This is a genomic window from Aequorivita sp. CRS11, assembly GCF_059693805.1.
On the sequence record NZ_JCATIG010000003.1, the window covers coordinates 219,433 to 243,243 of the forward strand.

General features: G+C 40.3%; 20 protein-coding genes. 8 read left to right on the forward strand and 12 right to left on the reverse strand.

From position 1 onward, the window contains the following. The first annotated feature begins 13 nt into the window (after positions 1-13). A complete protein-coding gene (locus AC58DT_RS06945) occupies positions 14-754 on the forward strand; it encodes a lysophospholipid acyltransferase family protein (protein WP_062620095.1) in 741 nt (246 codons plus the stop codon). 94 nt (positions 755-848) lie between these two features. Here the strand turns inward: AC58DT_RS06945 and AC58DT_RS06950 are convergent, their stop codons facing one another. From AC58DT_RS06950 to AC58DT_RS06975, 6 genes are all read right to left on the reverse strand, one after another. Beyond that, on the reverse strand, positions 849-2,378 hold the full coding sequence (locus tag AC58DT_RS06950; protein WP_497216153.1) for an outer membrane beta-barrel protein: 1,530 nt from the start codon (positions 2,376-2,378) through the stop codon (positions 849-851). Positions 2,379-2,464: 86 nt separating this feature from the next. Then, positions 2,465-3,004, reverse strand: a complete 540-nt coding sequence (locus AC58DT_RS06955; RefSeq protein ID WP_497216154.1) for an RNA polymerase sigma factor — start codon at positions 3,002-3,004, stop codon at positions 2,465-2,467. A gap of 128 nt (positions 3,005-3,132) precedes the next feature. Continuing rightward, positions 3,133-4,140: a recombinase RecA gene (gene recA, locus AC58DT_RS06960; RefSeq protein ID WP_497216155.1), complete on the reverse strand. Its 1,008-nt coding sequence runs from the start codon at positions 4,138-4,140 to the stop codon at positions 3,133-3,135. Between the two features lie 456 nt (positions 4,141-4,596). Then, positions 4,597-5,331: a hypothetical protein gene (locus tag AC58DT_RS06965; protein WP_497216156.1), complete on the reverse strand. Its 735-nt coding sequence runs from the start codon at positions 5,329-5,331 to the stop codon at positions 4,597-4,599. 88 nt (positions 5,332-5,419) lie between these two features. Then, complete coding sequence (locus tag AC58DT_RS06970; protein WP_497216157.1) at positions 5,420-6,409, reverse strand: T9SS type A sorting domain-containing protein; 990 nt, start codon at positions 6,407-6,409, stop codon at positions 5,420-5,422. Further along, positions 6,406-7,395, reverse strand: coding sequence for a T9SS type A sorting domain-containing protein (locus AC58DT_RS06975; RefSeq protein ID WP_497216158.1), 990 nt, complete (start codon positions 7,393-7,395; stop codon positions 6,406-6,408). Before AC58DT_RS06975 ends, AC58DT_RS06970 begins: the two co-directional genes overlap by 4 nt. Before the next feature lie 304 nt (positions 7,396-7,699). On the opposite strand from AC58DT_RS06975, the gene trhO reads away from it, so the two are divergent. From trhO to AC58DT_RS07005, 6 genes are all read left to right on the forward strand, one after another. Continuing rightward, the gene (trhO, locus tag AC58DT_RS06980; protein ID WP_497216159.1) at positions 7,700-8,731 is read left to right on the forward strand and encodes an oxygen-dependent tRNA uridine(34) hydroxylase TrhO; all 1,032 of its coding nucleotides are present in this window, start codon (positions 7,700-7,702) and stop codon (positions 8,729-8,731) included. 221 nt (positions 8,732-8,952) lie between these two features. Next, a complete protein-coding gene (locus AC58DT_RS06985) occupies positions 8,953-10,218 on the forward strand; it encodes a PSP1 domain-containing protein (RefSeq protein ID WP_497216160.1) in 1,266 nt (421 codons plus the stop codon). After that, positions 10,211-10,693 (forward strand): gliding motility lipoprotein GldH, encoded by a 483-nt coding sequence (locus AC58DT_RS06990; RefSeq protein WP_497216161.1) that lies wholly within the window; start codon positions 10,211-10,213, stop codon positions 10,691-10,693. Before AC58DT_RS06985 ends, AC58DT_RS06990 begins: the two co-directional genes overlap by 8 nt. Before the next feature lie 10 nt (positions 10,694-10,703). Then, on the forward strand, positions 10,704-13,019 hold the full coding sequence (locus AC58DT_RS06995; RefSeq protein ID WP_497216456.1) for a penicillin-binding protein 1A: 2,316 nt from the start codon (positions 10,704-10,706) through the stop codon (positions 13,017-13,019). Between the two features lie 96 nt (positions 13,020-13,115). Continuing rightward, complete coding sequence (locus tag AC58DT_RS07000; RefSeq protein ID WP_497216162.1) at positions 13,116-13,817, forward strand: CoA transferase subunit A; 702 nt, start codon at positions 13,116-13,118, stop codon at positions 13,815-13,817. Further along, on the forward strand, positions 13,817-14,473 hold the full coding sequence (locus tag AC58DT_RS07005) for a CoA transferase subunit B (RefSeq protein ID WP_497216163.1): 657 nt from the start codon (positions 13,817-13,819) through the stop codon (positions 14,471-14,473). The genes AC58DT_RS07000 and AC58DT_RS07005 overlap by 1 nt, the downstream gene beginning before the upstream one ends. A 377-nt stretch (positions 14,474-14,850) precedes the next feature. Here AC58DT_RS07005 and AC58DT_RS07010 read toward each other — a convergent pair whose 3' ends face one another. Then, positions 14,851-16,539, reverse strand: coding sequence for an ABC transporter ATP-binding protein (locus AC58DT_RS07010; protein ID WP_497216164.1), 1,689 nt, complete (start codon positions 16,537-16,539; stop codon positions 14,851-14,853). Between the two features lie 143 nt (positions 16,540-16,682). Here AC58DT_RS07010 and AC58DT_RS07015 point away from each other — a divergent pair, with 143 nt between their 5' ends. After that, the gene (locus AC58DT_RS07015) at positions 16,683-19,727 is read left to right on the forward strand and encodes a M4 family metallopeptidase (RefSeq protein WP_497216165.1); all 3,045 of its coding nucleotides are present in this window, start codon (positions 16,683-16,685) and stop codon (positions 19,725-19,727) included. A gap of 72 nt (positions 19,728-19,799) precedes the next feature. On the opposite strand, the gene AC58DT_RS07020 is transcribed toward AC58DT_RS07015, so the two are convergent. From AC58DT_RS07020 to AC58DT_RS07040, 5 genes are all read right to left on the reverse strand, one after another. Continuing rightward, positions 19,800-20,213, reverse strand: coding sequence for a hypothetical protein (locus AC58DT_RS07020; RefSeq protein WP_497216166.1), 414 nt, complete (start codon positions 20,211-20,213; stop codon positions 19,800-19,802). 85 nt (positions 20,214-20,298) lie between these two features. Beyond that, positions 20,299-21,012: a 3'-5' exonuclease gene (locus tag AC58DT_RS07025; protein ID WP_497216167.1), complete on the reverse strand. Its 714-nt coding sequence runs from the start codon at positions 21,010-21,012 to the stop codon at positions 20,299-20,301. A gap of 45 nt (positions 21,013-21,057) precedes the next feature. Continuing rightward, positions 21,058-22,206: a serine hydrolase domain-containing protein gene (locus tag AC58DT_RS07030; protein ID WP_497216168.1), complete on the reverse strand. Its 1,149-nt coding sequence runs from the start codon at positions 22,204-22,206 to the stop codon at positions 21,058-21,060. Continuing rightward, the gene (locus AC58DT_RS07035) at positions 22,207-22,704 is read right to left on the reverse strand and encodes a methylated-DNA--[protein]-cysteine S-methyltransferase (RefSeq protein WP_497216169.1); all 498 of its coding nucleotides are present in this window, start codon (positions 22,702-22,704) and stop codon (positions 22,207-22,209) included. It abuts the gene before it with no gap. Continuing rightward, the gene (locus AC58DT_RS07040) at positions 22,685-23,797 is read right to left on the reverse strand and encodes a CNNM domain-containing protein (protein ID WP_497216170.1); all 1,113 of its coding nucleotides are present in this window, start codon (positions 23,795-23,797) and stop codon (positions 22,685-22,687) included. The genes AC58DT_RS07035 and AC58DT_RS07040 overlap by 20 nt, the downstream gene beginning before the upstream one ends. Between the last annotated feature and the right edge of the window lie 14 nt (positions 23,798-23,811).

Here is a 23,811-nt window from a genome sequence, read left to right on the forward strand (position 1 = left end):
CTTTTGAACCTCCATGAAGCTAATTCAACAAATTTTTTCAGCATTTTACCGTATCTGGTTTTATTTGATAGTCGCCTTGGCCACTATCCTGCTCTTTCCGTTCTTGGTAATAAGCATTCTGAAAAATTCCTGGTATCCTTTTTTCTTCAAGGTTGCCCGAGCTTGGTCTGCTATTATTATTTATGGAATTGGCTGTTACACTATAATAAAACGTGAAGTGGAATATGAAAGAGGAAAGAGCTATATGTTTGTGGCCAACCACACTTCGATGACCGATATTATGTTGATGTTCTATGCCACAAAAAATCCTTTCGTTTTTGTGGGCAAAAAGGAATTGGCGAAGATTCCACTGTTCGGATACATTTATAAGCGCACCTGCATTTTGGTGGATCGCGGAAACACGAAAAGCCGTGTGGAAGCTTTCCGAAGAGCAGAAATACGTTTGAACGAGGGTTTAAGTGTCTGTATTTTCCCCGAAGGCGGGGTGCCGGAGGATCTTTCATTATTACTGGATGAATTTAAGGATGGCGCCTTCAGGCTTGCTATTGAGCACAAAATACCGCTTGCACCAATGACCTTTCACGACAATAAAAAACGCTTTCCGTATTCGTTTTTTAAAGGTGGGCCGGGCAGGATGCGCGTAAAAGTGCACAAAATAATTCCTACTGCAACATTGACCTTAGAAAACAGAAAAGAATTGAAAAGCAAGACACGGCAAGTAATTTTAAGTGAATTACTTAAACCAACGGTGTAAAATTTAGCAATAAAAAAACCGTCCTATGGCGCAGAACGGTTTTCTCTCAATCATTTGTTTGAAGTATATCAAACACATTCAACTAAAAACTAACCTAAAACTTGAAACTCAATCCACTGTAAATACCCAAATAATAGGGTTTAAAGTTTACAGAAGAATCGGTATAAGGGTTGAGCTGGTATTTAAACATGGGCTCAATATTAAACGTAAATTTTTTGGACAATTTATAGTCCAGACCCAGCCCGACGTTAGTTGAAAAACTTACAGAGGAGAGATTATTGGCTTCTCCCAACACACTATTGAAATTATCAGCCTTTACTGAAATTTCGTTATTTCCTAAAAACAAAGTGCTTAAACCACCTATTACATTTACGCCAAACCTATTGTCGATAACTGAATATTTAAGTTCTACAGGCACTTCGTAATAATTTATATTTTGTATCAATCGAGCATCTCCCTGCGTAGACTTGGGAGTAATATCTCCAAAACCGTTTGAGGGTCCATTATTTGCCAAGGCTCCTTTATCAAAGGCTGTCACAACAATTTCCCGCCCTCCGTAATCAACGGAACGTAATGCAACGGCCACTGGACCGGTACCTACTTCAATACCAGTAGTGCTATAACTTAAATCTACATTATTAACCCCAGTACGTACACTCAACCTCTTACTTAGGGCATAACTTACCTGCACGCCATAACTCATGTTTACATCGCCCTCCTGTGGATTGTCCGCAAAGGAAGGATCAATGGAAGAACCGTTACCCAAGCTGCTATAATATACGGGAGCAACATTTGGAGCTACGTTCCAGCGGTGTTCTGGTTTTTCTTTCTTTTTCTTTTGGGAAACTATTTCTTCATCTTTCTCTGCAATAGCGTCAAAGATTGATTTTTTGTTTTTGGACTCTTCTGTTATTTCTTTCTCGGTTTTCACCAAGTTTTTTTCTGAAGTTAGCTTATCTGGACTTTCATTAAGAACGACAGCTTCTTTTTTGGCATCGAAAATTTTGTCTTTATTAATAAGTTTTTCTTCTTTATCGTTTTTGCCAATATCAGTCTTTTCAGAATTGTTTTTTGAAGAAACTATTCCTTCGTTCAGAGCATTTTTAGAAGGATCCCTCCCAATTAAATTGTTCTTTTGATTTTCTGTTGCCTTTGAAGCTTCTTTTTCAGAATTATTGGAAGCTATAGAAGAATTTTTGAAGAACTTATTTGAAGATTTTTCTTCACTTTTACTTTTGACTGAATCACTCTCGGAAAGACTTTCATCTCCTGCAGCATCATTTTGAAGCGTTTTGTCTTCAGAAGCTACCTGAGTTGCATTTGCATCATTTTCTATTTCAGAAGAGTTCTGCTGTAATTCCTTTTCGGTTTTAATCACGTTTTCATCAGTAATCGAAGGAATTTCTGCATCTGTGGAATTATAAAGAGAATCTCCCACGGTCAACAAAAGGGCAAGCAACGCAGCAACACCGCTAAGTTTTATCCACAGGGGTATAACTTTTCGTTCTTTTTTATCCTTTTTAAGCTCGGCCTGGATATTTTCCCAAACGCGCGGCGAAGGAGTGGCCTCAAAATCTTTGAAGCCTTCGTTAAAAATGTTGTCTATGTTTTTCTTTTCTTTCATTCTCACCCTTTTAAAAGGGAAATTTTTCAAAAACCCCTACCCAAACGCAGGGGCTTATTTAATCTAAACAATTCAAAATAATGCTTTTAAGTGTTATCGTTTTTAGCATTATACTCTTCAATTTTATTTTTTAAGATCATTCTGGCGCGTGCTAGGTTTGATTTAGACGTTCCATCGCTGATTCCTAACATTTCTGCAATTTCTTTGTGCTGATAGCCGTCCATTACATACATACTGAACACCAATCGGTATCTATCGGGAAGCTCCTGCACAATTTTCAGCAAAAAATCCAACGGAATATCCTCGCTTTCAATTTCTACCTCAGCTTCGTCTTCAATCTGTCCTTCATCAACAATTTCAAAGGTGCGTTGTTTACGGTATTTTTGAAGTACTGTGTTTACGGTTACCCGTTTCATCCAGCCTTCAAAAGAACCCTTGCCATTATACTGCCCTACTTTCTTAAAAATAGTAATAAAAGCATCCTGCAAATTATCTTCTGCCTCGGTATAATTAGGCGAATACCGAAGACAAATGGCGAAAAGGATTCTGTTGTACTGTTTGTACAATTCGCCCTGCGCCGTGGCATTTTGCTTTTTGCATAATTCTATGAGCTCGTCTAACGTCAAATGCGGTACCGTGAGTTATTGTTCCGTTGTAAATACCTCTTATTTCAGAGGGCAACCGTAATAATCAAGGCTCCTACATTTTGTAGATACCACATTATCAAAAGGGTTGCGTAGGTAACATAAAAATTTTATTGGTTTATCGCGGCAATGGCATCTTTGATTTTCTTTTCTAGCTCGTCCATTAATTCTGGATTGTCCAGCAGTAAGTTTTTAACCGCGTCGCGACCTTGTCCCAATTTGGTATCGTCATAACTGAACCAAGAGCCTGCTTTTTTGATAATTTCGAAATCTACGCCGAGGTCGATAATTTCGCCAACCTTTGAAATTCCTTCACCGTACATGATGTCGAATTCTGCTTGTTTGAAGGGAGGCGCCACTTTGTTTTTAACCACTTTTACGCGGGTCTTGTTACCGGTGGCGTTGCTTTCGGTATCTTTAATCTGTGTGGAACGACGTATGTCTAAACGCACGGAAGCGTAAAATTTTAAAGCGTTACCACCTGTTGTAGTTTCTGGGTTTCCGAACATTACCCCTATCTTTTCCCGCAACTGGTTGATGAAGATTACCGTACATTTTGTTTTGCTGATGGAACCGGTAAGTTTTCTTAAAGCTTGGCTCATCAAACGTGCATGAAGGCCCATTTTGCTGTCACCCATTTCGCCTTCTATTTCGCTTTTCGGCGTTAAGGCGGCTACGGAGTCAATAACCACTATGTCTATGGCGCCGCTTCTTATTAGATTGTCTGCAATTTCCAAAGCTTGTTCGCCATTATCGGGTTGTGAGATGATAAGGTTTTCAATGTCTACCCCTAGTTTTTCAGCATAGATTCTGTCAAAAGCGTGCTCTGCATCAATGAAGGCTGCAATGCCGCCTTTTTTTTGGGCTTCTGCCATTGCGTGGAGGGTTAATGTGGTTTTACCGGAAGATTCTGGGCCGTAAATTTCAATGACCCTGCCTCGTGGGTAACCGCCTACGCCCAGGGCAACATCGAGACCCAAGGAACCGGTTGGGATTACGTCTACATCTTCTACGGCGTTATCGCCCATTTTCATTACGGTGCCCTTGCCGTAGGTTTTGTCTAGTTTATCGAGAGTAAGCTTTAGTGCTTTTAGTTTTGCGTCTTTTTCGGTGCTCATTTTCAGTATGTTTTATGATGGATTTTTTAATTAGCTAAGATACTATTTCTTTGTGCTTGGGGCAAAAGTAAAATCTAGGGAGAAACGATTTTTGTTAACAAAAAAGAATCAACACCGCTTATTACGACAAGCGCAGCAAAGTTTGCTGAAAGAACCAAGACTTTCTTGAGAGCGGAAGGTACTATTATGAAAGCGGATGGAATATTTGTTAAAGCCAACGCGAGAATTGTTAAAGCCAATGTGAGAAGTGTTAAAGCGGAGGCTAAAATATATAAGGCGGTCGCAAGATTTGTTAATGCGCCCGCCATTATATAAAAAGCGGAGGGCAGATTTGTTAAAGCGGAAGCAAAATGTATAAAAGTTGCAACGAGAATATAAAAAGTTGATGCGCTATTTATGAAAATCCTGCTTTCTGTTTAGACTGTAAACCCTATTATTAACTGAATGGGCGGAGGTTCAATCTTTATACTTTTTAAACTTGATGCCCTTTATTTGATTGTACTCTGCGCTGGAGGCTCCGAAAAGGGACTTGACGTATTTTTTTACATCGAGGGCGGTGTCTACCAGACCTGTGTTTTCTTGATAGAGAATTCTGTTTCTTTCCTGACGGGCGTTGCTCACTGCGGTGTCTGCGCTTGCCTCTTGGTTGTTTTTATTGCTTAAATCTTGGGCGCGGGCCTGAAGGGATGTTATTTGCAGTTCGGTTTCGTTTGGGGCGTAGCTTGGTTCTGAGGCCAAAACGGAGATGAGACCTTCAAAATGCTGGATGAGCTGGTCATAGGACTGCTGGCTGGCGCTGATTCTTCGGGGAGCTGGTTGGTTGGGGTCTAGGGGTTCTTCTTCTTTTTTTGGGGCACGCTGGCCTTGGATCTTGCGGTTGTAGCCTTTTGCATCGTCTATTTTTTCTTGGGATGCGTCTGTGGCTTCGAGGGCGTTGACAAGGCGTGTGCTTAATGGCGGGAGTTGTGCGAAAGCTGCTGCCCTACTGTTTACGGCGTCGTCATGTGCGGTTTTAAGGTTGATTACGTTTTGCAGGCTGGCGCTGGCCGTGGCGTGCAAGGCGGTGAGCTGTTCTGCGGTTAGACTTGTTTTTGAAGGATTGTAGGTGGGGCCATAGCCTTCTACAAAGGCGATAAGGTCTTGGAAGTTCGCTACATTTTTAGCGTGGCCTACTTCTGAATTTGATGCCATGTTTTTAGTATTTAGATGTTAGTATTGAGTATTGAGTATGTGAATTTGTGAGTATGTGAGTTTGTGAATGCGTGAATGCGTGAATGGGTTATTGTTTTATGAACTTTTTGATTGTTGTGTTGCTGTTTTTATCTTCAATGTTTAGAAAGTAGATGCCGCTTGTTAAGCTTGAAACATCTATGGAGGTTTGATTTGTTAATGCTATATTTTGGTTGCTTAAAAGTTTGCCCTCTATGTTGAAGATTTTGATTTTTAGGTTTCCTGTGGTATTCTGTGCAGTAATAAAGAGTTCGTTTTTAGCGGGGTTTGGGTGGATGGAAAAAATAGAAGCGTTATTTTCATTCAATCCCGCAGTACAATCCTCTGAATATATGGCCATAACGTTCCATTCTGAATAGGGAAATTGATTGTTCTGGGCCGCAACCACATCATCTACCATAAAACATGGGTAGGGTTCACAATCAAACCCACCATCCAAAGTGCATTCTACAAATACATCTGTAAGAATGTTATTGCTACCCGAACGTAAATCAACTATTCTTAAATATTCCAAGTTTATCAATTGAAGTTTAATCAAATCGCTATGTATACTCAAGTCTAAAAACTCTATTAAATGATTACCTGCGGGAGAAGGCTCTCCAAGAATCAGTTCCAAAAGATTTGGGTTGTTTGTTAGATCTAATTGAGTAAGCAATGAATAACTACTGCGTAGCGACTGCAAGTTTATATTATTGGAAACATCGATATCTACTAGATTAAAGCTAGTGTTAAAAATCAACTCTTTAAGGTTTACATTATTTGTTAAGGATAATGAGGTCATCATATTAAATGAAACATTTAAATTTTCCAAGGCTGCAAAGTCTTCAAGACCTGTTAAATCCTGAATACCTTTGTTTTCAACATTAAGTGATATTACAGTTTCAATATCACTTGTAAGAACCTGTCCGTTTACAATGCCATCACTGTCGATACCAAGGTCAATAAGGGCTTGTTCAAAGTTTGGATCTGGGATGTTCGTTACTTGTGCAAAAGAGGTAGTGCTAAGGCCCAGTATGAGTATGGTTATAAAGGTTTTCACTGCTTTATGAATTTTTTGATTGTTGTATTGCCGTTTTCATCTTCTATGTTTAGAAAGTAGATGCCGCTTAGGAGTTGGGAAACATCTATTGCCTTTTGGTCTTGAAGCGTTATGCTTTGTGCGCTTAACAGTTTGCCTTCTATGTTGAAGATTTTGATTTTTAGATTTTCTGTGGTGTTTTGGGCAGTAATAAAGAGTTCGCTTTTGGCGGGGTTGGGGTGGATGGAATATGTGGCAGCTTTATTATCATTTAGCCCTGCAGTACAATCCTCTGAGTATGTGACCATAACATTCCATTCTGAATAGGGAAATTGGTTGTTTTGTGCGGCTTCTAGGTCATCCACCATAAAACACGGATAAGGCTCACAATCAAACCCCCCATCAACAGTACATTCCACAAAAACATCGGTAAGGATTGTATTATTGCCTGAACGCAAATCAGCAGTGTGTAAAAACTCTAAATTTATCAATTGAAGCTTCTGGAGCATATTGTTTTGAGTCAAATCCAAATATTCTATACCATGATTTGCACTAGGTGAAGGATCCCCAAGCACAAGTTCCAAAAGATTTGTGTTATGTGTTAAATCTAATTCTGAGAGAAAGGAATAACTACTGCGCAGAAGTTCCAAATTCACATTATTGGATACATCAATTTCCGTAAGCCATAAGCTATGGTCAAAAATAAGCTCCTTTAAAGCTAAATTTTGCGAAAAAGTTAAAGACTGTACTTGGTTGGAAGACACATCCAAAATTTCCAGCGCAGCAAATCCTTCAATACCAGTAAGGTCTTGGATTCCCTTATTGTTAATATTAAGACTGGTTACAGTTTCAATATCACTTGTAAGCACCTGTCCGTTTACGATGCCATCGCTGTCGATATCAAGGTCAATAAGGGCTTGTTCAAAGTTTGGATCTGGAATTTGGGTTATTTGTGCAAAAGCGTTTGTGCTAAGGGCCAGGATGAATATGGTTATAAAGGTTTTCATTGCTTTAAGAAAATTCAATGACTGTACGTGAAGCCTTGTGGCGTGTGGGCGTGTGGGCGTGTGTATTCATAAGTTAGCCGTTTAAAGTTAGTTGAATTCTTAAAGTTATCCTAAACCTTTTAAATACCAAACAGGTTTTTTCCTGTTTTTTTTAGGGGGATTTCCCCCTTTTTGCCAGAGGCTTTTCCTACAATTCTTTAAAGAATTTAGCTATTAAAAAGATTTTAATCTCCCCTATTTCCTTAAAACCTGTATTTTTGCACCATTATAAAAATCAATTCTTTTCACCTAAAAAAAGTATAGCATGCAACTGTACAACAAATTAAGTGCAAAAGAAAGGGAAGCATTATTGGAACAGGCCGGCGAGGAACGGCTTACCCTTTCTTTTTATCAGTACGCCAAGATTGGCAATCCACATCTTTTCCGTAACCATCTTTTTGTAACCTGGTATGAGCAGGATGTTTTGGGCCGAATTTATGTGGCCCATGAAGGCATTAATGCGCAGCTCTCGGTACCGGCGAAACGTTTTAAGGAATTTAAGGAGTTTCTTGACGGTATTTATTTTCTGAAAGACGTACGTTTGAACATTGCCATTGAGCAGGATTTGAAATCATTCCTAAAGCTGAAAGTAAAAGTGCGCGATAAGATTGTTGCCGATGGCTTGAATGACGAAACCTTCGACGTTACCAATAAGGGAATCCACGTGGATGCGCAAAAATTCAACGAACTTATTGAAGATCCCGATGTGGTTTTGGTAGATATGCGCAACCATTACGAAAGTGAAATAGGCCATTTTAAAAATGCTGTAACTCCTGATGTGGACACGTTTCGGGATTCGCTGGACATTATAGAAGCAGATTTAAAAGACCATAAAGAAGACAAGAAGCTGGTTATGTACTGCACCGGCGGCATACGTTGTGAAAAGGCCAGCGCATACTATAAGCACAAGGGTTTTAAAAATGTGTTTCAGCTTGAGGGCGGTATTATTGAATATGCCAGACAGGTTGATAATTTAGGTTTGGAAAATAAATTCATCGGAAAAAATTTCGTTTTTGACCATCGCCGTGGCGAGCGCATTACTGACGATGTAATTTCAAACTGCCACCAATGCGGCGAACCTTGCGATACCCACACAAACTGTGCAAACGAAGCTTGCCATTTGCTGTTTATACAATGTGAGAAATGTGCCGTGGCAATGGAAAACTGTTGTTCCGAAGAATGTATCGAGATAATCCACTTGCCCTACGAAGAGCAGAAACGCCTGCGCCAGGGCATCCCGAACAGTAATAAGATTTTTAAAAAAGGGCGTTCTGAGAAGTTGAAGTTTAAAAAATAGTCCTCCCCCCGCCCCTCCAAAGGAGGGGAGAAACAGGGTTATTATTCCATCCCCTTTGGAGAGGGTTAGGGTGGGGACTTTTGGCAGGATTGGGTTAGGGGCTTCAAAAATCTAAAATCGTCAATCCTAAATCGAAAATATTATTGGTATCTTTACTGATTAAATTGTTTGTTTAATTTTCGTCCCTCTTCATTTGGAAAAGGGCTTTATATATAAAAAATATGGGCTGTACCAGCTGTGCCACTGGCGCCAACGGACAGCCAAAGGGATGCAAGAACAATGGTACTTGCGGAACCGATGGCTGCAACAAATTAACGGTGTTTGACTGGCTTTCAAATATGCAACTTCCTGCCAATATGGAACCCTTTAATGCGGTGGAAGTGCGCTTTAAAAACGGAAGAAAAGAATTTTTCCAAAATCCAGAAAATCTTACTTTAAGCATTGGCGATACGGTTGCTACGGAAGCCTCGCCGGGCCACGATATTGGGATGGTTACCTTAACTGGGGAGCTGGTTCGGGTACAAATGAAGAAGAAAAAAATTCCATTAAAGATTGAGGCACTCCCGAAAGTTTACCGAAAAGCTTCACAAAAAGATATAGACATCTGGCAAGGGGTTCGTGACAAAGAAGCAGATGTACAAAAACGTTCGCGTGAAATTGCCATCCGCCACGGGCTGCAAATGAAAATTAGCGATGTTGAATTTCAGGGTGATGCCTCAAAAGTAATTTTTTATTACACCGCTGAAGAACGGGTTGATTTTCGCGAATTAATCAAGGAATTTGCACGTACATTCAACACCCGAATTGAAATGAAACAAGTTGGTTTCAGGCAGGAAGCCGCACGTTTGGGGGGCATAGGCAGTTGTGGGCGCGAGCTTTGTTGCTCTACTTGGTTGACGGATTTCCGGTCGGTGAATACTTCCGCGGCGCGCTATCAACAACTTTCTTTGAATCCACAAAAACTTGCCGGGCAATGCGGAAAGTTGAAATGCTGCTTGAATTATGAACTGGATACCTATTTGGAAGCGCTGGAGTCTTTCCCCAATACCGAAACCAAACTACAAACCGAAAAAGGCACTGCCATCTGCCAAAAGATAGATATTTTCAAAGGGCTGCTTTGGTATGCCTATGAAAAAGAATTTGCAAATTGGCACGAACTTACCGTAGAAAAAGCGAATGAAATAATAGAACTGAACAAAAAAGGCAAGAAACCTATGGCGCTGGAGGAATTTATTATAGAAGCTCCAAAAGTAGAAAAGGAACCGTTTAGCAATGTGGTGGGCCAAGATAGCCTAACACGTTTTGACCAACCAAAGCAAAAAAATAAAAAACGCAGAAATAAAAGCAGAAACAAAAAGCGTGGAAAAGCGGAAACATCTGTAGCGGGAAACAGTCCGAAAGACAACCAACGCAAAAAATCTGGCAGTAAGCCCAGAAATAAATCAGGAAACCAAAACAGAAACAGAAAGCCTTCTAAAAATGAATAAGCTATTGGCACTTTTTTTGACTACTGTTTTGCTCGTTTCTTGTGAGTCGGGCACTGTTTTCAGTGAAATTCAAGCCATGGACGGGCATTGGGGCTCAGAAGAAGTTGTTGAATTTAAAATTCCGCAACTGGATTCACTTAAAAAGTATAATCTCTTTTTAAATATCAGAAATACAAACGATTATAAATACAATAATTTATTTTTGATAGTGAATATGAATTTTCCAAATGGTAAAACCGTTGCCGATACGCTGGAATACCGAATGGCCAATCCTGATGGTTCCTGGATGGGCCAAGGCATTGGGGCTGTAAAGGAAAACAAACTTTGGTATAAAGAGAATGTTCAGTTTTTTGAAGAAGGTGCCTATACCGTACACATAGCCCAAGCAATGCGCAATAATGGCGAGGTGGAAGGCGTTACAAAACTCGAAGGCATTACAGATGTTGGCATCAGTATTGAAGAAGCCTCCAAATAGTGAAATAAATATGGCAACGAAAAAAAAGACATCCCCGAAAAAGAAAAACCAATCTGATGTAAGCCATCACATCAGAACATTTTGGAAGCTTTTTGCAGGCTTCATTTTATTGATTATCCTATTCTTTCTATTAGCGTCCTGGGGCGTATTTGGAAGTCTTCCCGATGAAACCAGCCTTGAAAACCCTGAAAAGAATCTCGCTACTGAGATTATTTCTTCCGATGGAAAAACTATTGGTAAGTTCTACAAAGAAAACAGAACACCCGTTCCATTTGACACCCTACCCGACCATTTGGTAAATGCTTTGATAGCCACCGAAGATGTGCGCTTTTATGACCACTCAGGTATTGACGGAAGAGGAACCATCCGCGCTGTTGCGTTTTTGGGCAGCCGTGGGGGCGCAAGTACCATAAGCCAACAGTTGGCAAAATTATTCTTTACGGACCAGAGGGCATCAAATAAATTAGAGAGGGTTATTCAAAAAGTGAAAGAATGGATTATTGCCACCCGTTTGGAAAGACGTTACACAAAAGAGGAAATAATCACGATGTATTTCAACGAGTATGACTTTTTAAATCAAGCTGTAGGGATCGAGAGCGCCGCAAACATATATTTTGACAAGCCACCATCGCAATTGACAACTGCTGAAGCCGCCATGCTGGTAGGGATGTTCAAAAATTCTTCGCTATTTAATCCCAACCGGAGACCGGAATTGGTTTTGGAAAGGAGAAATGTGGTCTTGGCCCAAATGGAAAAATATGATTTTATTTCAGAAAAAGTAATGGATTCGCTTCAAGCCTTACCCTTGAATTTAAAATTCACCCCGCAAGGTCATGATGAAGGTAGCGCAACATATTTCCGTGAATATGCCCGCCATTTTATGGAAGATTGGATTAAGGAACACCCCAAGCCCGATGGCAGCAAATACAATATTTACCAAGATGGTTTAAAAGTGTATGTAACCATAGATAGTAAAATGCAGGAATATGCTGAAGATGCTGTTAAAAAGCATATAGCACATCTGCAAGAAGCCTTTGATGAGCAGAACAAAAACAACAAAACAGCCCCATTCCGTGATATTACGGAGAAAGAGACGGAAGGGATATTGAACTCTGCAATGCGCAAAAGCGACCGTTGGCGAGAAATGACAAAACAGGGAAAAAGCGAGGAAGAAATCATTAGTAGCTTTAAAAAGAAAGTACCTATGCGTATTTTTTCATGGAAAGGTGAGATTGATACAGTAATGACCCCTATGGATTCCATCCGTTACCACAAATCTTTTTTACAGGCAGCAATGATGTCAATGACTCCCCAAACCGGGGAAGTGAAAGCGTGGGTAGGCGGTATAGATTACAAGCGCTTTAAATATGATATGGTAAAGAAAGGAAGGCGTCAAATTGGCTCTACCTTTAAACCGTTTGTATATGCTACCGCCATAGACCAAATGCATATGTCTCCCTGTGATACTTTACCAAATACTATGTATACCATTCCTGCTGGTAAGCACAATTTAATAAAGCCTTGGGCCCCAAAAAATGCTGGTGGCGGTTATGGTGGTATGGTAACTTTAAAGTATGCGTTGGCAAATTCAATAAATACCATTACCGCTCGATTAATTGATCGTGTAGGCCCAGAACCAGTTATAGACTTGGTTGCAAAAATGGGAGTGGACACCGAAAATATGCCCACAGTGCCTTCCATAGCGTTGGGAACACCTGATGTTTCTGTTTATGAAATGGTTGGGGCGTATAGCACTTTCGCAAATGAAGGGGTTTACGTAGAACCTATTTTAATTCAGCGAATAGAAGATAAGAATGGCACCGTTCTTTATCAAAACGTGCCTAAAACAAAAGACGTTATCAGCAATGAAACTGCTTATGTAACCGTAAGCTTGATGGAAGGGGTAACACAATCTGGTTCGGGAGCCAGATTGAGAGGTACTTGGGCCACAGGCTCACCAATTTATAAAAAAGCGGTTACAGGATATCCATACGATTTCAAAAACCCTATTGCCGGTAAAACCGGAACTACCCAGAACAACAGTGATGGCTGGTTTATGGGCATGGTTCCAAACTTGGTTACTGGCGTTTGGGTGGGAGGCGATGATCGCGCCACCCACTTTGGGTCAACTGCCTACGGACAGGGTGCTACAATGGCGTTGCCCATTTGGGCTATGTATATGAAGAGTTGTTATGCCGATGAAGATCTTGACGTTTCCACTGGAAATTTTAAACGTCCGGCAAATCTTTCCATTGAAACAGATTGTTCCAAATGGCGCCAGGGAAATCCAGATGTAGAGGAAATTCCGGATGAATTCGATTTTTAAAATACTTCTTAGACCAAAAACAAACCTCACAAGTTTTCAAAGCCTGTGAGGTTTTTTTATAGTCTGAATTTTCGTAATTTTCAGAAAATTTAAAAAATGATAAAAAAGACAGTTGCAAACGTCCGCGAAGCCTGTGAAGGCATTGAAGACGGAATGACTTTTATGCTCGGCGGTTTTGGGCTGTGCGGTATTCCCGAAAATATTATTTCAGAATTGGTAAGGCGAAATGTTCAGAACGTAACCTGTATTTCAAACAACGCAGGGGTAGATGATTTTGGGCTCGGCCTGCTACTGAAAAAGCATCAAATAAAGAAAATGATTTCTTCATATGTAGGGGAAAATGCAGAGTTTGAACGCCAAATGCTTAGTGGTGAAATGGAAGTGGAACTCATTCCACAAGGAACCTTGGCACAACGCTGTGAAGCCGCCCGAAGTGGCATTCCTGCCTTTTTCACACCCGCAGGTTATGGAACGGAGGTAGCCGAAGGAAAGGAAACCCGTGAATTCCATGGAAAAATGCACGTAATGGAAAAAGCCTTTGAGGCAGATTTTTCTTTTGTGAAAGCCTGGAAAGGTGATGAAGCAGGAAACCTTATCTTTAAAGGAACCGCGAGAAACTTTAACCCAGCTATGTGTGGCGCCGGAAAAATTACCGTAGCCGAAGTGGAGGAATTAGTTCCCGCTGGGGAATTGGACCCAAACCAAATACATATCCCAGGAATATTTATACAACGCATATTCCAAGGAGAGAAGTACGAAAAGAGAATTGAGCAATTAACAGTTAGAAAAAGAAACTAATGGCCTTAACTAAAGAACAAATAGCACAGCGCATTGCAAAAGAAGTGAAGGATGGTTATTACGTAAATTTAGGAATCGGTATCCCAACATTAGTTGCCAATTTTGTACGTGACGATATAAGTGTGGAATTCCAAAGTGAAAACGGTATTCTCGGCATGGGGCCTTTTCCCTTTGAAGGGGAAGAAGACCCAGATTTAATAAATGCGGGAAAGCAAACCATTACAGCATTGCCCGGCGCATCGTTTTTTGATTCGGCTATGAGTTTTGGGATGATTCGCGGCCAACACGTAGATTTAACGATATTAGGAGCCATGGAGGTTTCACAAAATGGTGACATTGCGAACTGGAAAATACCAGGGAAGATGGTTAAAGGAATGGGCGGGGCTATGGACCTCGTAGCATCTGCTGAAAATATTATCGTGGCGATGATGCACACCAACCGTGAAGGAGAATCAAAATTATTAAAAGAGTGCAGTTTGCCGCTAACCGGTGTAAACTGTGTAAAAAAAATAGTTACAAATCTTGCTGTACTTGAAATCAAGGATGGAAAATTTCATTTACTTGAACGCGCTCCAGGGGTTTCAGTTGAAGAAATTCAAAAAGCTACAGAAGGTGATTTGATAGTTAATGGAGAAATTAATGAGATGAAATTTTAATATTGCTCCACTTTTACAATTCAAGAACCATGCGCTAGCATGGTTTTTTTATGTTAAAAAAGGGAATAAAAATGCTTAAATGTTAAAATTTAGTGTATTTCATCGAATTTATATGCTTTTTATCGCTTTATTAGAAAAATGTTTTCATCTTAGCAGACCCAAATCTTACCAACTTAACCTCATATGGAAAAAGTAATTAGATCATTTAAAAGCACAAAAGAATTGGTACTAAATGTGCTTTTCATTTTTAAGAAAGTGTTTTTATTGGTCTAAACTTTTTTTATGGTTGTTTTACGCCCCAAATCTGTCATTACACACAGATAAATTATTAAACCCGTTCTTCGTGAGGTTAGAACGGGTTTTTTAATTTTATATTTTTAAATTCCCTTGGGAATCGCTTCAATTAGTTTTTTTGAATAGTCTGTTTGGGGGTTTTCATAAATTTCATCGGCATCGCCCAACTCCTCAATTTTCCCCTTGTTCATTACCAAAAGTTGGTCCGACATATATTTTACCACTGCCAAATCATGCGATATAAATATATAGGTGAAACCAAAATCATTTTTTAGTTCGTTAAGCAAGTTCAAAACCTGCGCCTGCACCGAAATATCAAGAGCCGAAACGGATTCATCACAAATTACCAGCTTAGGCTCTACAACTATTGTTCGTGCAATACCAACCCGCTGGCGTTGCCCGCCCGAAAGTTCGTGTGGATAACGGTAAAAATAGCTTTCATCAAGTCCTACTCTTTCCAGTAGTGACAACACGCTTTCTTTTCTTTCTTTAGCCGATTTACCCAAACCGTGCACTTCCATCGGCTCCATCAGCGCCTGGCCTATCATTAAACGCGGGTTCAGCGATGAATAGGGGTCCTGAAAAATAATCTGTATTTCCTTCCGAAGATTTCTGATTTCACCTTTTGAAAGCCTTGTAAGTTCCTTCCCCCTATATTTTATGCTTCCTGAAGTTGCTTTTTCAAGTTGAAGAATGGTTCTTCCCAAAGTAGATTTTCCACAGCCTGATTCGCCCACAAGACCTAGAGTTTCACCTTCAAAAACAGTGAAGCTAATATCGTCTACAGCTTTTACAACTTCTGCTTTTGAAAACATTCCCACATTGCTGAAATAATATTTTTCCAAATTGACAATCTCCAGGATTGGTTTTTTTGTATAAATGTGTTTGTGCCTTTTAGCCCGTTCCACTGGTTTTACTTCTCTGGGCTTAAAACTCTTATCGGCTATTGATGCAATGGTGGGTAATTTTGCTAAACGTACGTTCAGCGACGGCCTAGACGCCAAGAGAGCTTTGGTATATGCTGCCTTTGGGTTTTTAAATATCTCTTCAGTTGTTGCATTTTCAATAATATCGCCTTTATACATTACTACAACCCTATCGGCAATCTCAGAAACCAAGCTTAAATCGTGCGAGATAAAGAGCATTGCCATTTTTGTTTCCTGCTGAATAGACTTCAGAAGAGAAAGGATTTCCTTTTGTACGGTTACGTCGAGGGCCGTTGTGGGCTCGTCGGCAATAAGGAGTTTAGGCTTACAGGCAATGGCCATGGCAATCATAACCCGCTGCATCTGCCCGCCGCTTATCTGGTGCGGATAACTATTGTAAATCTCTGCTGGGCGTGGCAATTTCACTTTTTCGAACAATGAAATGGTTTCCTTTTTTGCCTCTGAAACATTCATCTTTAAATGAAGCCGTAGAATTTCGGCAACCTGAAAACCACATTTCAATGAGGGATTTAAGGCGCTCATGGGCTCCTGAAAAATCATTGCTATATCCTTTCCTCTTATATTTCGGAATTCTGTTTCGGTGATTTGTAGTAGTTCTTTTTCTTCAAAAATGACGTTTCCCGAAAGATTTGCTAGCTTTTTGGGCAACAAACCCATGATGGAAAGTGAAGTGACCGATTTACCGGAACCAGATTCGCCTACTATGCCCACTATTTCATTTTCGAAAACATCAAAAGAAATATTGTGCAAAACCTCAACAAGCTTTTTCTTATTTCCAAAGGAAACTGTAAGTGCATTGACTGATAACAATGGTGTTCTATTCATAATTTCAAAGATAGGATAAAAGGGAGTATTAAAATTTTAACTACAGTTCATCGAATAAAATTTCATTTTATCTAAAATTATCGTTCATTTAAGAGTTGTTTAACAACACAACAAACCTATTTATTCACTAAATCTTATTTATTATGAAAAAAATTAACAAGTTCGTTTTTCTATTCACCCTTTTAATTTTTGCTTTTACCGCAGTGGTTTCTGCCCAAAACAAAAAAGATGAAAAGAGAAGCGTAAAAGAACCACCAAGTCTAGTAGTTTTTGATGCATCACAATCGTATTCGCTTCAAAACTCCACTCAAATTTTCAAGGACGTTTTAAACCCATCTTCACAAACTTCATTTACTACGCTAAAACAAGAACAAGACCCGTTAGGATTTATACACCAAAAAATGCAACAGTATTTTAACGGTGTAAAAGTGGAATTTGCAACCGTAACATTGAGTAGTAAAAATGGCATGGTACAGACATTGAATTCATTTTATTCCCCCATTGCAGATGATTTTAGTGTTACGCCTTCAATATCTGGCCCGCAAGCTTTGAACAGTGCTATGGCGCACGTGGGCGCTACAAAATATATGTGGCAAAATGCTTCGGAAGCAGCTTTGGCGGACTACCATAAACCTACTGGCGAATTGGTAATTTTTCCAGCAATGAAAAACATAACCGAAACAAACCGACTTGCCTATAAGTTTGATATTTACGCAACGGCACCGCTTTACAGAGCCGATGTATATATTGATGCGAAAACGGGACAATTCATTTTTGAAAACAAGCGCATTCACCATGCCAATGTGCCCGCGACGGGAACCAGCCTTTATAACGGCACGGTGTCCTTTACGGCCGATAATGCCTCTGGCCCATACCGTTTGCGCCAAACAGCTGACGGTAACGGAATTCAGACCTTTGACATGAATAACGGCACCAACTATAACAATGCGGTGGATGTTACAAGCAGTTCAACTAGCTTTACTTCCAATCCTACAGGTGTTCAAGCGCACTTTGGCGCGGAACGTACCCACAAATACTTCAGCCAAAAACACGGAAGAAATTCCTATAACAATGCAGGAGCCATTATAAAATCATACGTTAGTTATTCCTCAAATTATGTGAACGCATTTTGGGACGGTAGCCGTATGACATACGGCGACGGTGATGGCGTAAACTATGGCCCATTGGTATCCTTGGATATTTGTGGCCACGAGATTGCTCACGGTGTTACCGAATATTCTGCAAATCTTGTTTATAGCTACCAATCGGGAGCTTTGAATGAATCTTTTTCAGACATTTTCGGTGAATCCATTGAAAAGTTTGCCTCTGGCACAAACGACTGGCTTATGGGTGATGACATTGGTGCTGGCGGAAGCGGTGGTGCGCTTCGCTCCATGAGCAACCCGAATGCCTATGGCGATCCAGACACTTATTTGGGAACCAATTGGTATTCCGGCTCAGGCGATAACGGTGGTGTACACATTAACTCTGGCGTGCAAAACTTCTGGTTTTATATTTTAACCGTAGGTAAAAGTGGCACTAACGATTTAGGCAACAGCTATAACGTTACCGGAATTGGGATGGACAAAGCAGCTGCTATTGCTTACAGAAACCTAACTGTTTACTTAAACTCAAACTCACAGTACAGCGATGCCAGAAATGGCGCTATTCAAGCCGCAAGAGATCTTTACGGCGCAGATAGCCCAGAGGAAATTGCAACCACAAACGCTTGGTATGCTGTAGGTGTTGGCGCTCCATACGGTGGTGGTGGCGGAAGCAGCTATTGTGCTTCACAGGGTAACAATGTAAATGATGAATACATAAGCCGCGTACAGTTAAATACCATCAACAATGCCTCGGGCGCACAACTTTATTCAGACTTTACAAGTATTTCAACTACTTTAAATGAAGGTGCGACTTATACCATTACCGTAACTCCTACATGGACTGGAACTATCTACAATGAAGGCTATGCTGTGTGGATTGACTATAATGGTGATGAAGACTTTGGAGATGCAGGTGAATTGGTTTGGTCCAAAGCTGCTTCAACTAACACTCCAAACAGTGGAACGTTCACGGTTCCATCAGGGACTGTTGGAGGAGAAACAAGAATGAGGGTTTCTATGAAATACAACGGAATTCCAACATCCTGTGAAACTTTCAGTTATGGGGAGGTTGAAGACTATACAATCAACTTGGGTGCAGGAGCGCCAGATACTCAGGCTCCAACCGCCCCATCAAGTTTGGCAGCTTCAAACGTAACCCAAACTACGCTTAGCCTTTCATGGAATGCTTCCACAGATAATGTGGGCGTTACCGGTTATGATGTTTTCCAAGGCAGTACAAACTTAGGAAGCGTTACAGGCACTTCAGCAAATATTACAGGGCTTTCACCTGCTACCGCTTATTCTTTTAAAGTTCGCGCACACGATGCGGCCGGTAACAATTCGGGCTTCAGTAACACTGTAAATGTTACTACGCTTTCAAATACAGTTACGTATTGTACTTCACAAGGAAATAATACAAATGATGAATACATAGATAGAGTCCAACTTAGAAGCATCAACAATCTTTCTGGTAACAATGGTGGGTATGCAGATTTCACAAGTATTTCTACTTCATTAACCAAAGGAAGCAGCAATACCATCACCATTACACCACGATGGACGGGTACTGTATATCGTGAAGCATACCGCGTATGGATTGACTATAACCAGGACGGCGATTTCAATGATTCTGGTGAACAAGTATATTCACGTTCGCGCACAACCGCATCATCTGTTTCTGGAAGTTTTACTGTTCCTACATCTGCACTTTCCGGGGCAACAAGAATGCGTGTTTCTATGAAATACAATGCAAACCCAACCTCTTGCGAAACATTTACCTATGGAGAAGTGGAGGATTATACGGTAATAATCAGTAATTCCGTTAACCAAGGTATAACTGGAGATACAGGTTTCAACAATTCAGAAATGTCTATCTATCCAAACCCTGCAAAACATACGTTAAATATTTCGTTAGTTGAAGCAACTGGAAAGGATTATGTAATCTATAATGTGATTGGACAAGTTGTTGGTAAAGGTTCATTTACCGAAAACTTGGATGTTTCATCATTGCAAAGCGGTGTCTATATGCTTGAAATAAATACTGATAGCAACAAACTAATGAAGCGTTTTATAAAAGAATAGTTAGTTAATATTGATAATTAAGGCGGCCCGTTTCATTGCTGAAACGGGCCGCTTTTTTTAAGTATAGGTTTTTTAAAGTGGATCCCCCACTTTTATATCACATCTATGGCCTGGCTGCCCGTGGGGCGGGTTTACACCTTTGCCAGAAATAGATGCCGGCACGGCATTCGCTTTATTGGTCGTGGGGGTGGCATTGGTACTTCCCGAACCTCCGTTCAAAGGCGCACCCACTGGAATGGCACAATCATGCCCTGGCTGTCCGTGGGGCGGATTCACGGCACCTCCGTTATTGCTAGAATTAGTTGTGGTGGTAGAAGTAGGCGCAACATTCTGTAAAGCCTGTTTCTTTTGTTCAAGGGTTGCCTCTTGGGTTGTGGCTGGCGCCTTCTCTTCTATCTTCTTCTCATCCTTACAAGATATAAAAAGAGGAAGCGCAGCTAACATAGGTATCAAAAACGATTTTGGGATAAATTTTGAAATTGTCATAAAAAATATATTTGAATGTGGCTGGTAAAGCTACTAAAATTTATAATGAAATCCTTAAATAAGTATTACTGCCAGAATTAACGCATTATACAGAAAGAATTTCACTTTCATCCAGAATACCTTCATTGCGAAGTCTAAGGAAAATCTGTGCTACCGTAACAGCATCTTTTTCGCAATAAGTAATTATTCGGTCAATATCTTTTTCTTCATAATAAACACTGCGAACCTGGCTGCCGTCAATATCATCTTTTGGCGACGGAATGCCCAAAACGTGCGCCATCAATTTAAGGGAAGTAAAGGTTTTATAATCGCCGAATTTCCAAAGCTCCAGCGTATCCAAATGCGGAACTTCCCAAGGTTTTTTTCCGAAGAGATCTAATTTGAAAGGAATATCGATACCATTTATAATCATCCGTCTGGCAATGAAGGGAAAGTCAAATTCCTTCCCATTATGCGCGCAAAGTAAATGGTGGGGTTTGTTGAAATGTGTTTCCAAAAGACTTTTGAAATCATTTAAAATTTTCACTTCATCACCGTGAAAACTGGTAACGCGAAAATTGCGAACGTCGCCCTTTAGCACAAAATAGCCTACAGAAATACAGACAATTTTCCCGAATTCTGCCCAAATGCCGGCGCGTTCGTAAAAGTCTTCCGCAGAAATTTCATCCTTGCGTTGGTATTGGCTTTTCAGTTCCCAAAGCGTTTTGGAAGTATCGTCCAATTCATCAAAATTTTCATGCTGCGGAACGGTTTCAATATCAAGAAACAGAATATGTTCCAAGTGTATACGCTTAATCATAATTTGAAAATTGCAATCGGGGAGAAGTTTAAAGCTACGAAAAAATTATTGATTTTGAGTAAGCATTTTGTATACCTCATCAACATACACATAAAAATCTAAACTAAAAGGCATCCCTGTTTTACCACCACGTTGATGGCCCAACCGAACAATAATCAAATCGTCCTCTGGAACCACAATAACATACTGTCCCAAAATACCACGAATCACAAAAATTTTCTTTCCCTTAAAATCACTCAGCCAAAACCCATAACCGTATTCTGGACTTTCCGCAAAGCGTGGCGTTATGCTTTTCACCACAAATGTAGAATCTAGCAGTTGCTTTCCGTTCCATTTTCCGTAATCTTTATACAGTTTCCCGAAACGTGCAAAGTCCCGCGCATTGCTTCCCAAGCAACAATACGCCTTGACCAATCTGCTTTCATCATCATCAATTTGCCAAATTGCTGGTTGCTCAAAACCCATGGGTTGCCAAAAACTTTCATATAAATAATCTGCCAACTGTTTCTGCGTAGCCTTTTGAATTACCATTGCCAAGAGCTGGGTATTTCCGCTTAAATATTTAAAACGAACGCCAGGTTTTTCAACTACTTCCAATTTCAGGATAGTTTCCGCCAAATCATCATCATAATAGACCCGCGCCGTCATCCCAAACGGATTGGAATAGGATTCGTCCCAATCCAAACCTGAGGCCATTGAGGAAAGATCGCCAACCGTCATTCCACTCTCGGCATATTGCGGATAAAAATCACCAACTGGCTGGTCCAAACTTTCTATAAACCCATCGTCAATTGCTTTCCCCAACAAAGCCGAAGTAATGCTTTTCGCCATGGAAAAAGAGTTTGTTTGCGAATTTTTCCCAAAACCATCAAAATACTTTTCATACCAAATACTATCATTTTTTATTACTAAAAAGGCAACGGTGCCGAGTGTATCGTTTGTTTCGGCAAGTGCTTCCGTTGCCTCAACAGTATTGTAGTCTTTATGGATTGGCCAAGGTTGCGGGTTGGTACTTGCGGGAATTTTTTCGTTTTCAAAAAACTTAAAATCGTCAATATAGGCTGTGGTGTGTCCGTGAAGATAAACTACCCAAACTCCCTTTAAAATATAGCCATAGCCTGAAATGTAAAGCCCCAATACTGCAACAATTAGCAGAATTAACAGCCACTTTACAAATTTTAGAAATGGTTTCATTTAAAAAAGGGATTGTTGCGGTGAAGGGTTTTCGTGTTCCAGCAACCATTTCTTTCTGTGCAATCCGCAGGCATAACCCGTAAGCGAACCATCACTACCAATAACACGGTGACAGGGAATTACTATGGAAATAGGGTTCTTCCCATTTGCAGAAGCCGCTGCACGAATCACTTTTGGGTCGCCCAACGTATTGGCCATCTGTTGATAGGTTGCGGTTTTGCCGTATGGAATATTTGAAAGTTTATTCCAAACCCTTTTTTGGAATTCGGTTCCTTCGGGTGAAAGTTGTATATCGAAAGTTTTTCTGGAACCATTAAAGTATTCCTTGAATTGTTTCTTCACACGCTGAATTTCCTCACTTCCCAAACCATTGGCTACGGGAAGCGTTATTTCATCCTCAGGAAAAATAGCCGAAACCAATTCAAACTTTTCATTAAAGGAAAGCATTAATATCCCTATGGGAGTGTCAACATAATCATCATAGCTCCTGTTCATCATCGCCCCGTTCTAGTTCTATATCTCTGTTAATCTCAATTCCCATACGCTTAGCGCGGCGCTCCCAGTTTTTTCGTGCCTGTAGCTGCATATCTTCTATGTTGTCGCTCTCGTCCATAATCTCAAGTCCAAGCAGCGTTTCAATAATATCTTCCATTGTTACCACCCCTATGGTATTTCCAAAATCATCCACTACAGATGCAATATGTACCCGTTGTTTTATAAATGTTTCGAAAAGTTCTGGGATGGGTTTTTCTGAAGCAACCACAAAAATTTCCCGCTTTAAGTCGCTCAACAATTTATCGCCACGGTCTTCCACAATTTCTTCCAGCACATCGTCCCGAAGCACAAAACCTGTAATATTATGTGTTTTGTTTTTATACACCGGTATCCTCGAAAACCGAAGGCTTTTATGGTTTTGGTGAAATTCATCCAAACTCTTCGTCTCATCTTCTAATGTAACAACCGTAAAGGGCGTCATTACATCTTTGGCGTGTACGCTTTTAAAAACAAGTAAATTCTTTATTACCGTTGTTTCGCTTTCCTCAAAAACGCCTTCCTCTTCAGCGGCATCGGTTATGGCCATGAATTCCTCACGGCTCATGGTACTTACGTGGGCAGATTTGCCAACCATACGAGTAATGAGCATTAGCAACCACAGGATTCCAGTGTATTTCAACGGAATGATAATGAGGTTTAGAAAGGTTGCCGTGAAAGAGCCCAGTTTTTTCCAATAAGTAGCACCAATGGTTTTCGGGATAATTTCAGAAACCACCAAAATCAACATTGTCATAATTGCGGAAACAATTCCCACTAAATTCACTCCCCAAACTTCTACCTTATAGGGTAGTTTTTCTGCTTGAACCCCCACGAGGATTGCACCAACAGTGTGTGCAATAGTATTGAGGGTTAAGATTGCAATTAGCGGTTTGTCAATGTCTTTTTTATAATTGGTAAGGGTTGTGGCATAGCTTTTTCCCTCTTTGGTCTTCATCCTCAGATATGTGGGTGTAAAGCTGAGCAGCGCGGCTTCCAATATAGAGCATAAAAAAGAAAAGAAAATGGAAAGCACTGCATAAACAATCAGTAAGGTCATAGTTGGTTTTCGAA

Coding starts and splice junctions, on each gene's coding strand:
- AC58DT_RS06945 (WP_062620095.1), top strand. CDS start 14: ATGAAGCTAATTCAACAAATTTTTTCAGCATTTTACCGTATCTGGTTT.
- AC58DT_RS06950 (WP_497216153.1), bottom strand. CDS start 2,378: ATGAAAGAAAAGAAAAACATAGACAACATTTTTAACGAAGGCTTCAAA.
- recA (WP_497216155.1), bottom strand. CDS start 4,140: ATGAGCACCGAAAAAGACGCAAAACTAAAAGCACTAAAGCTTACTCTC.
- AC58DT_RS06965 (WP_497216156.1), bottom strand. CDS start 5,331: ATGGCATCAAATTCAGAAGTAGGCCACGCTAAAAATGTAGCGAACTTC.
- AC58DT_RS06975 (WP_497216158.1), bottom strand. CDS start 7,395: ATGAAAACCTTTATAACCATATTCATCCTGGCCCTTAGCACAAACGCT.
- trhO (WP_497216159.1), top strand. CDS start 7,700: ATGCAACTGTACAACAAATTAAGTGCAAAAGAAAGGGAAGCATTATTG.
- AC58DT_RS06985 (WP_497216160.1), top strand. CDS start 8,953: ATGGGCTGTACCAGCTGTGCCACTGGCGCCAACGGACAGCCAAAGGGA.
- AC58DT_RS06990 (WP_497216161.1), top strand. CDS start 10,211: ATGAATAAGCTATTGGCACTTTTTTTGACTACTGTTTTGCTCGTTTCT.
- AC58DT_RS06995 (WP_497216456.1), top strand. CDS start 10,704: ATGGCAACGAAAAAAAAGACATCCCCGAAAAAGAAAAACCAATCTGAT.
- AC58DT_RS07000 (WP_497216162.1), top strand. CDS start 13,116: ATGATAAAAAAGACAGTTGCAAACGTCCGCGAAGCCTGTGAAGGCATT.
- AC58DT_RS07005 (WP_497216163.1), top strand. CDS start 13,817: ATGGCCTTAACTAAAGAACAAATAGCACAGCGCATTGCAAAAGAAGTG.
- AC58DT_RS07010 (WP_497216164.1), bottom strand. CDS start 16,539: ATGAATAGAACACCATTGTTATCAGTCAATGCACTTACAGTTTCCTTT.
- AC58DT_RS07015 (WP_497216165.1), top strand. CDS start 16,683: ATGAAAAAAATTAACAAGTTCGTTTTTCTATTCACCCTTTTAATTTTT.
- AC58DT_RS07020 (WP_497216166.1), bottom strand. CDS start 20,213: ATGACAATTTCAAAATTTATCCCAAAATCGTTTTTGATACCTATGTTA.
- AC58DT_RS07025 (WP_497216167.1), bottom strand. CDS start 21,012: ATGATTAAGCGTATACACTTGGAACATATTCTGTTTCTTGATATTGAA.
- AC58DT_RS07030 (WP_497216168.1), bottom strand. CDS start 22,206: ATGAAACCATTTCTAAAATTTGTAAAGTGGCTGTTAATTCTGCTAATT.
- AC58DT_RS07035 (WP_497216169.1), bottom strand. CDS start 22,704: ATGATGAACAGGAGCTATGATGATTATGTTGACACTCCCATAGGGATA.
- AC58DT_RS07040 (WP_497216170.1), bottom strand. CDS start 23,797: ATGACCTTACTGATTGTTTATGCAGTGCTTTCCATTTTCTTTTCTTTT.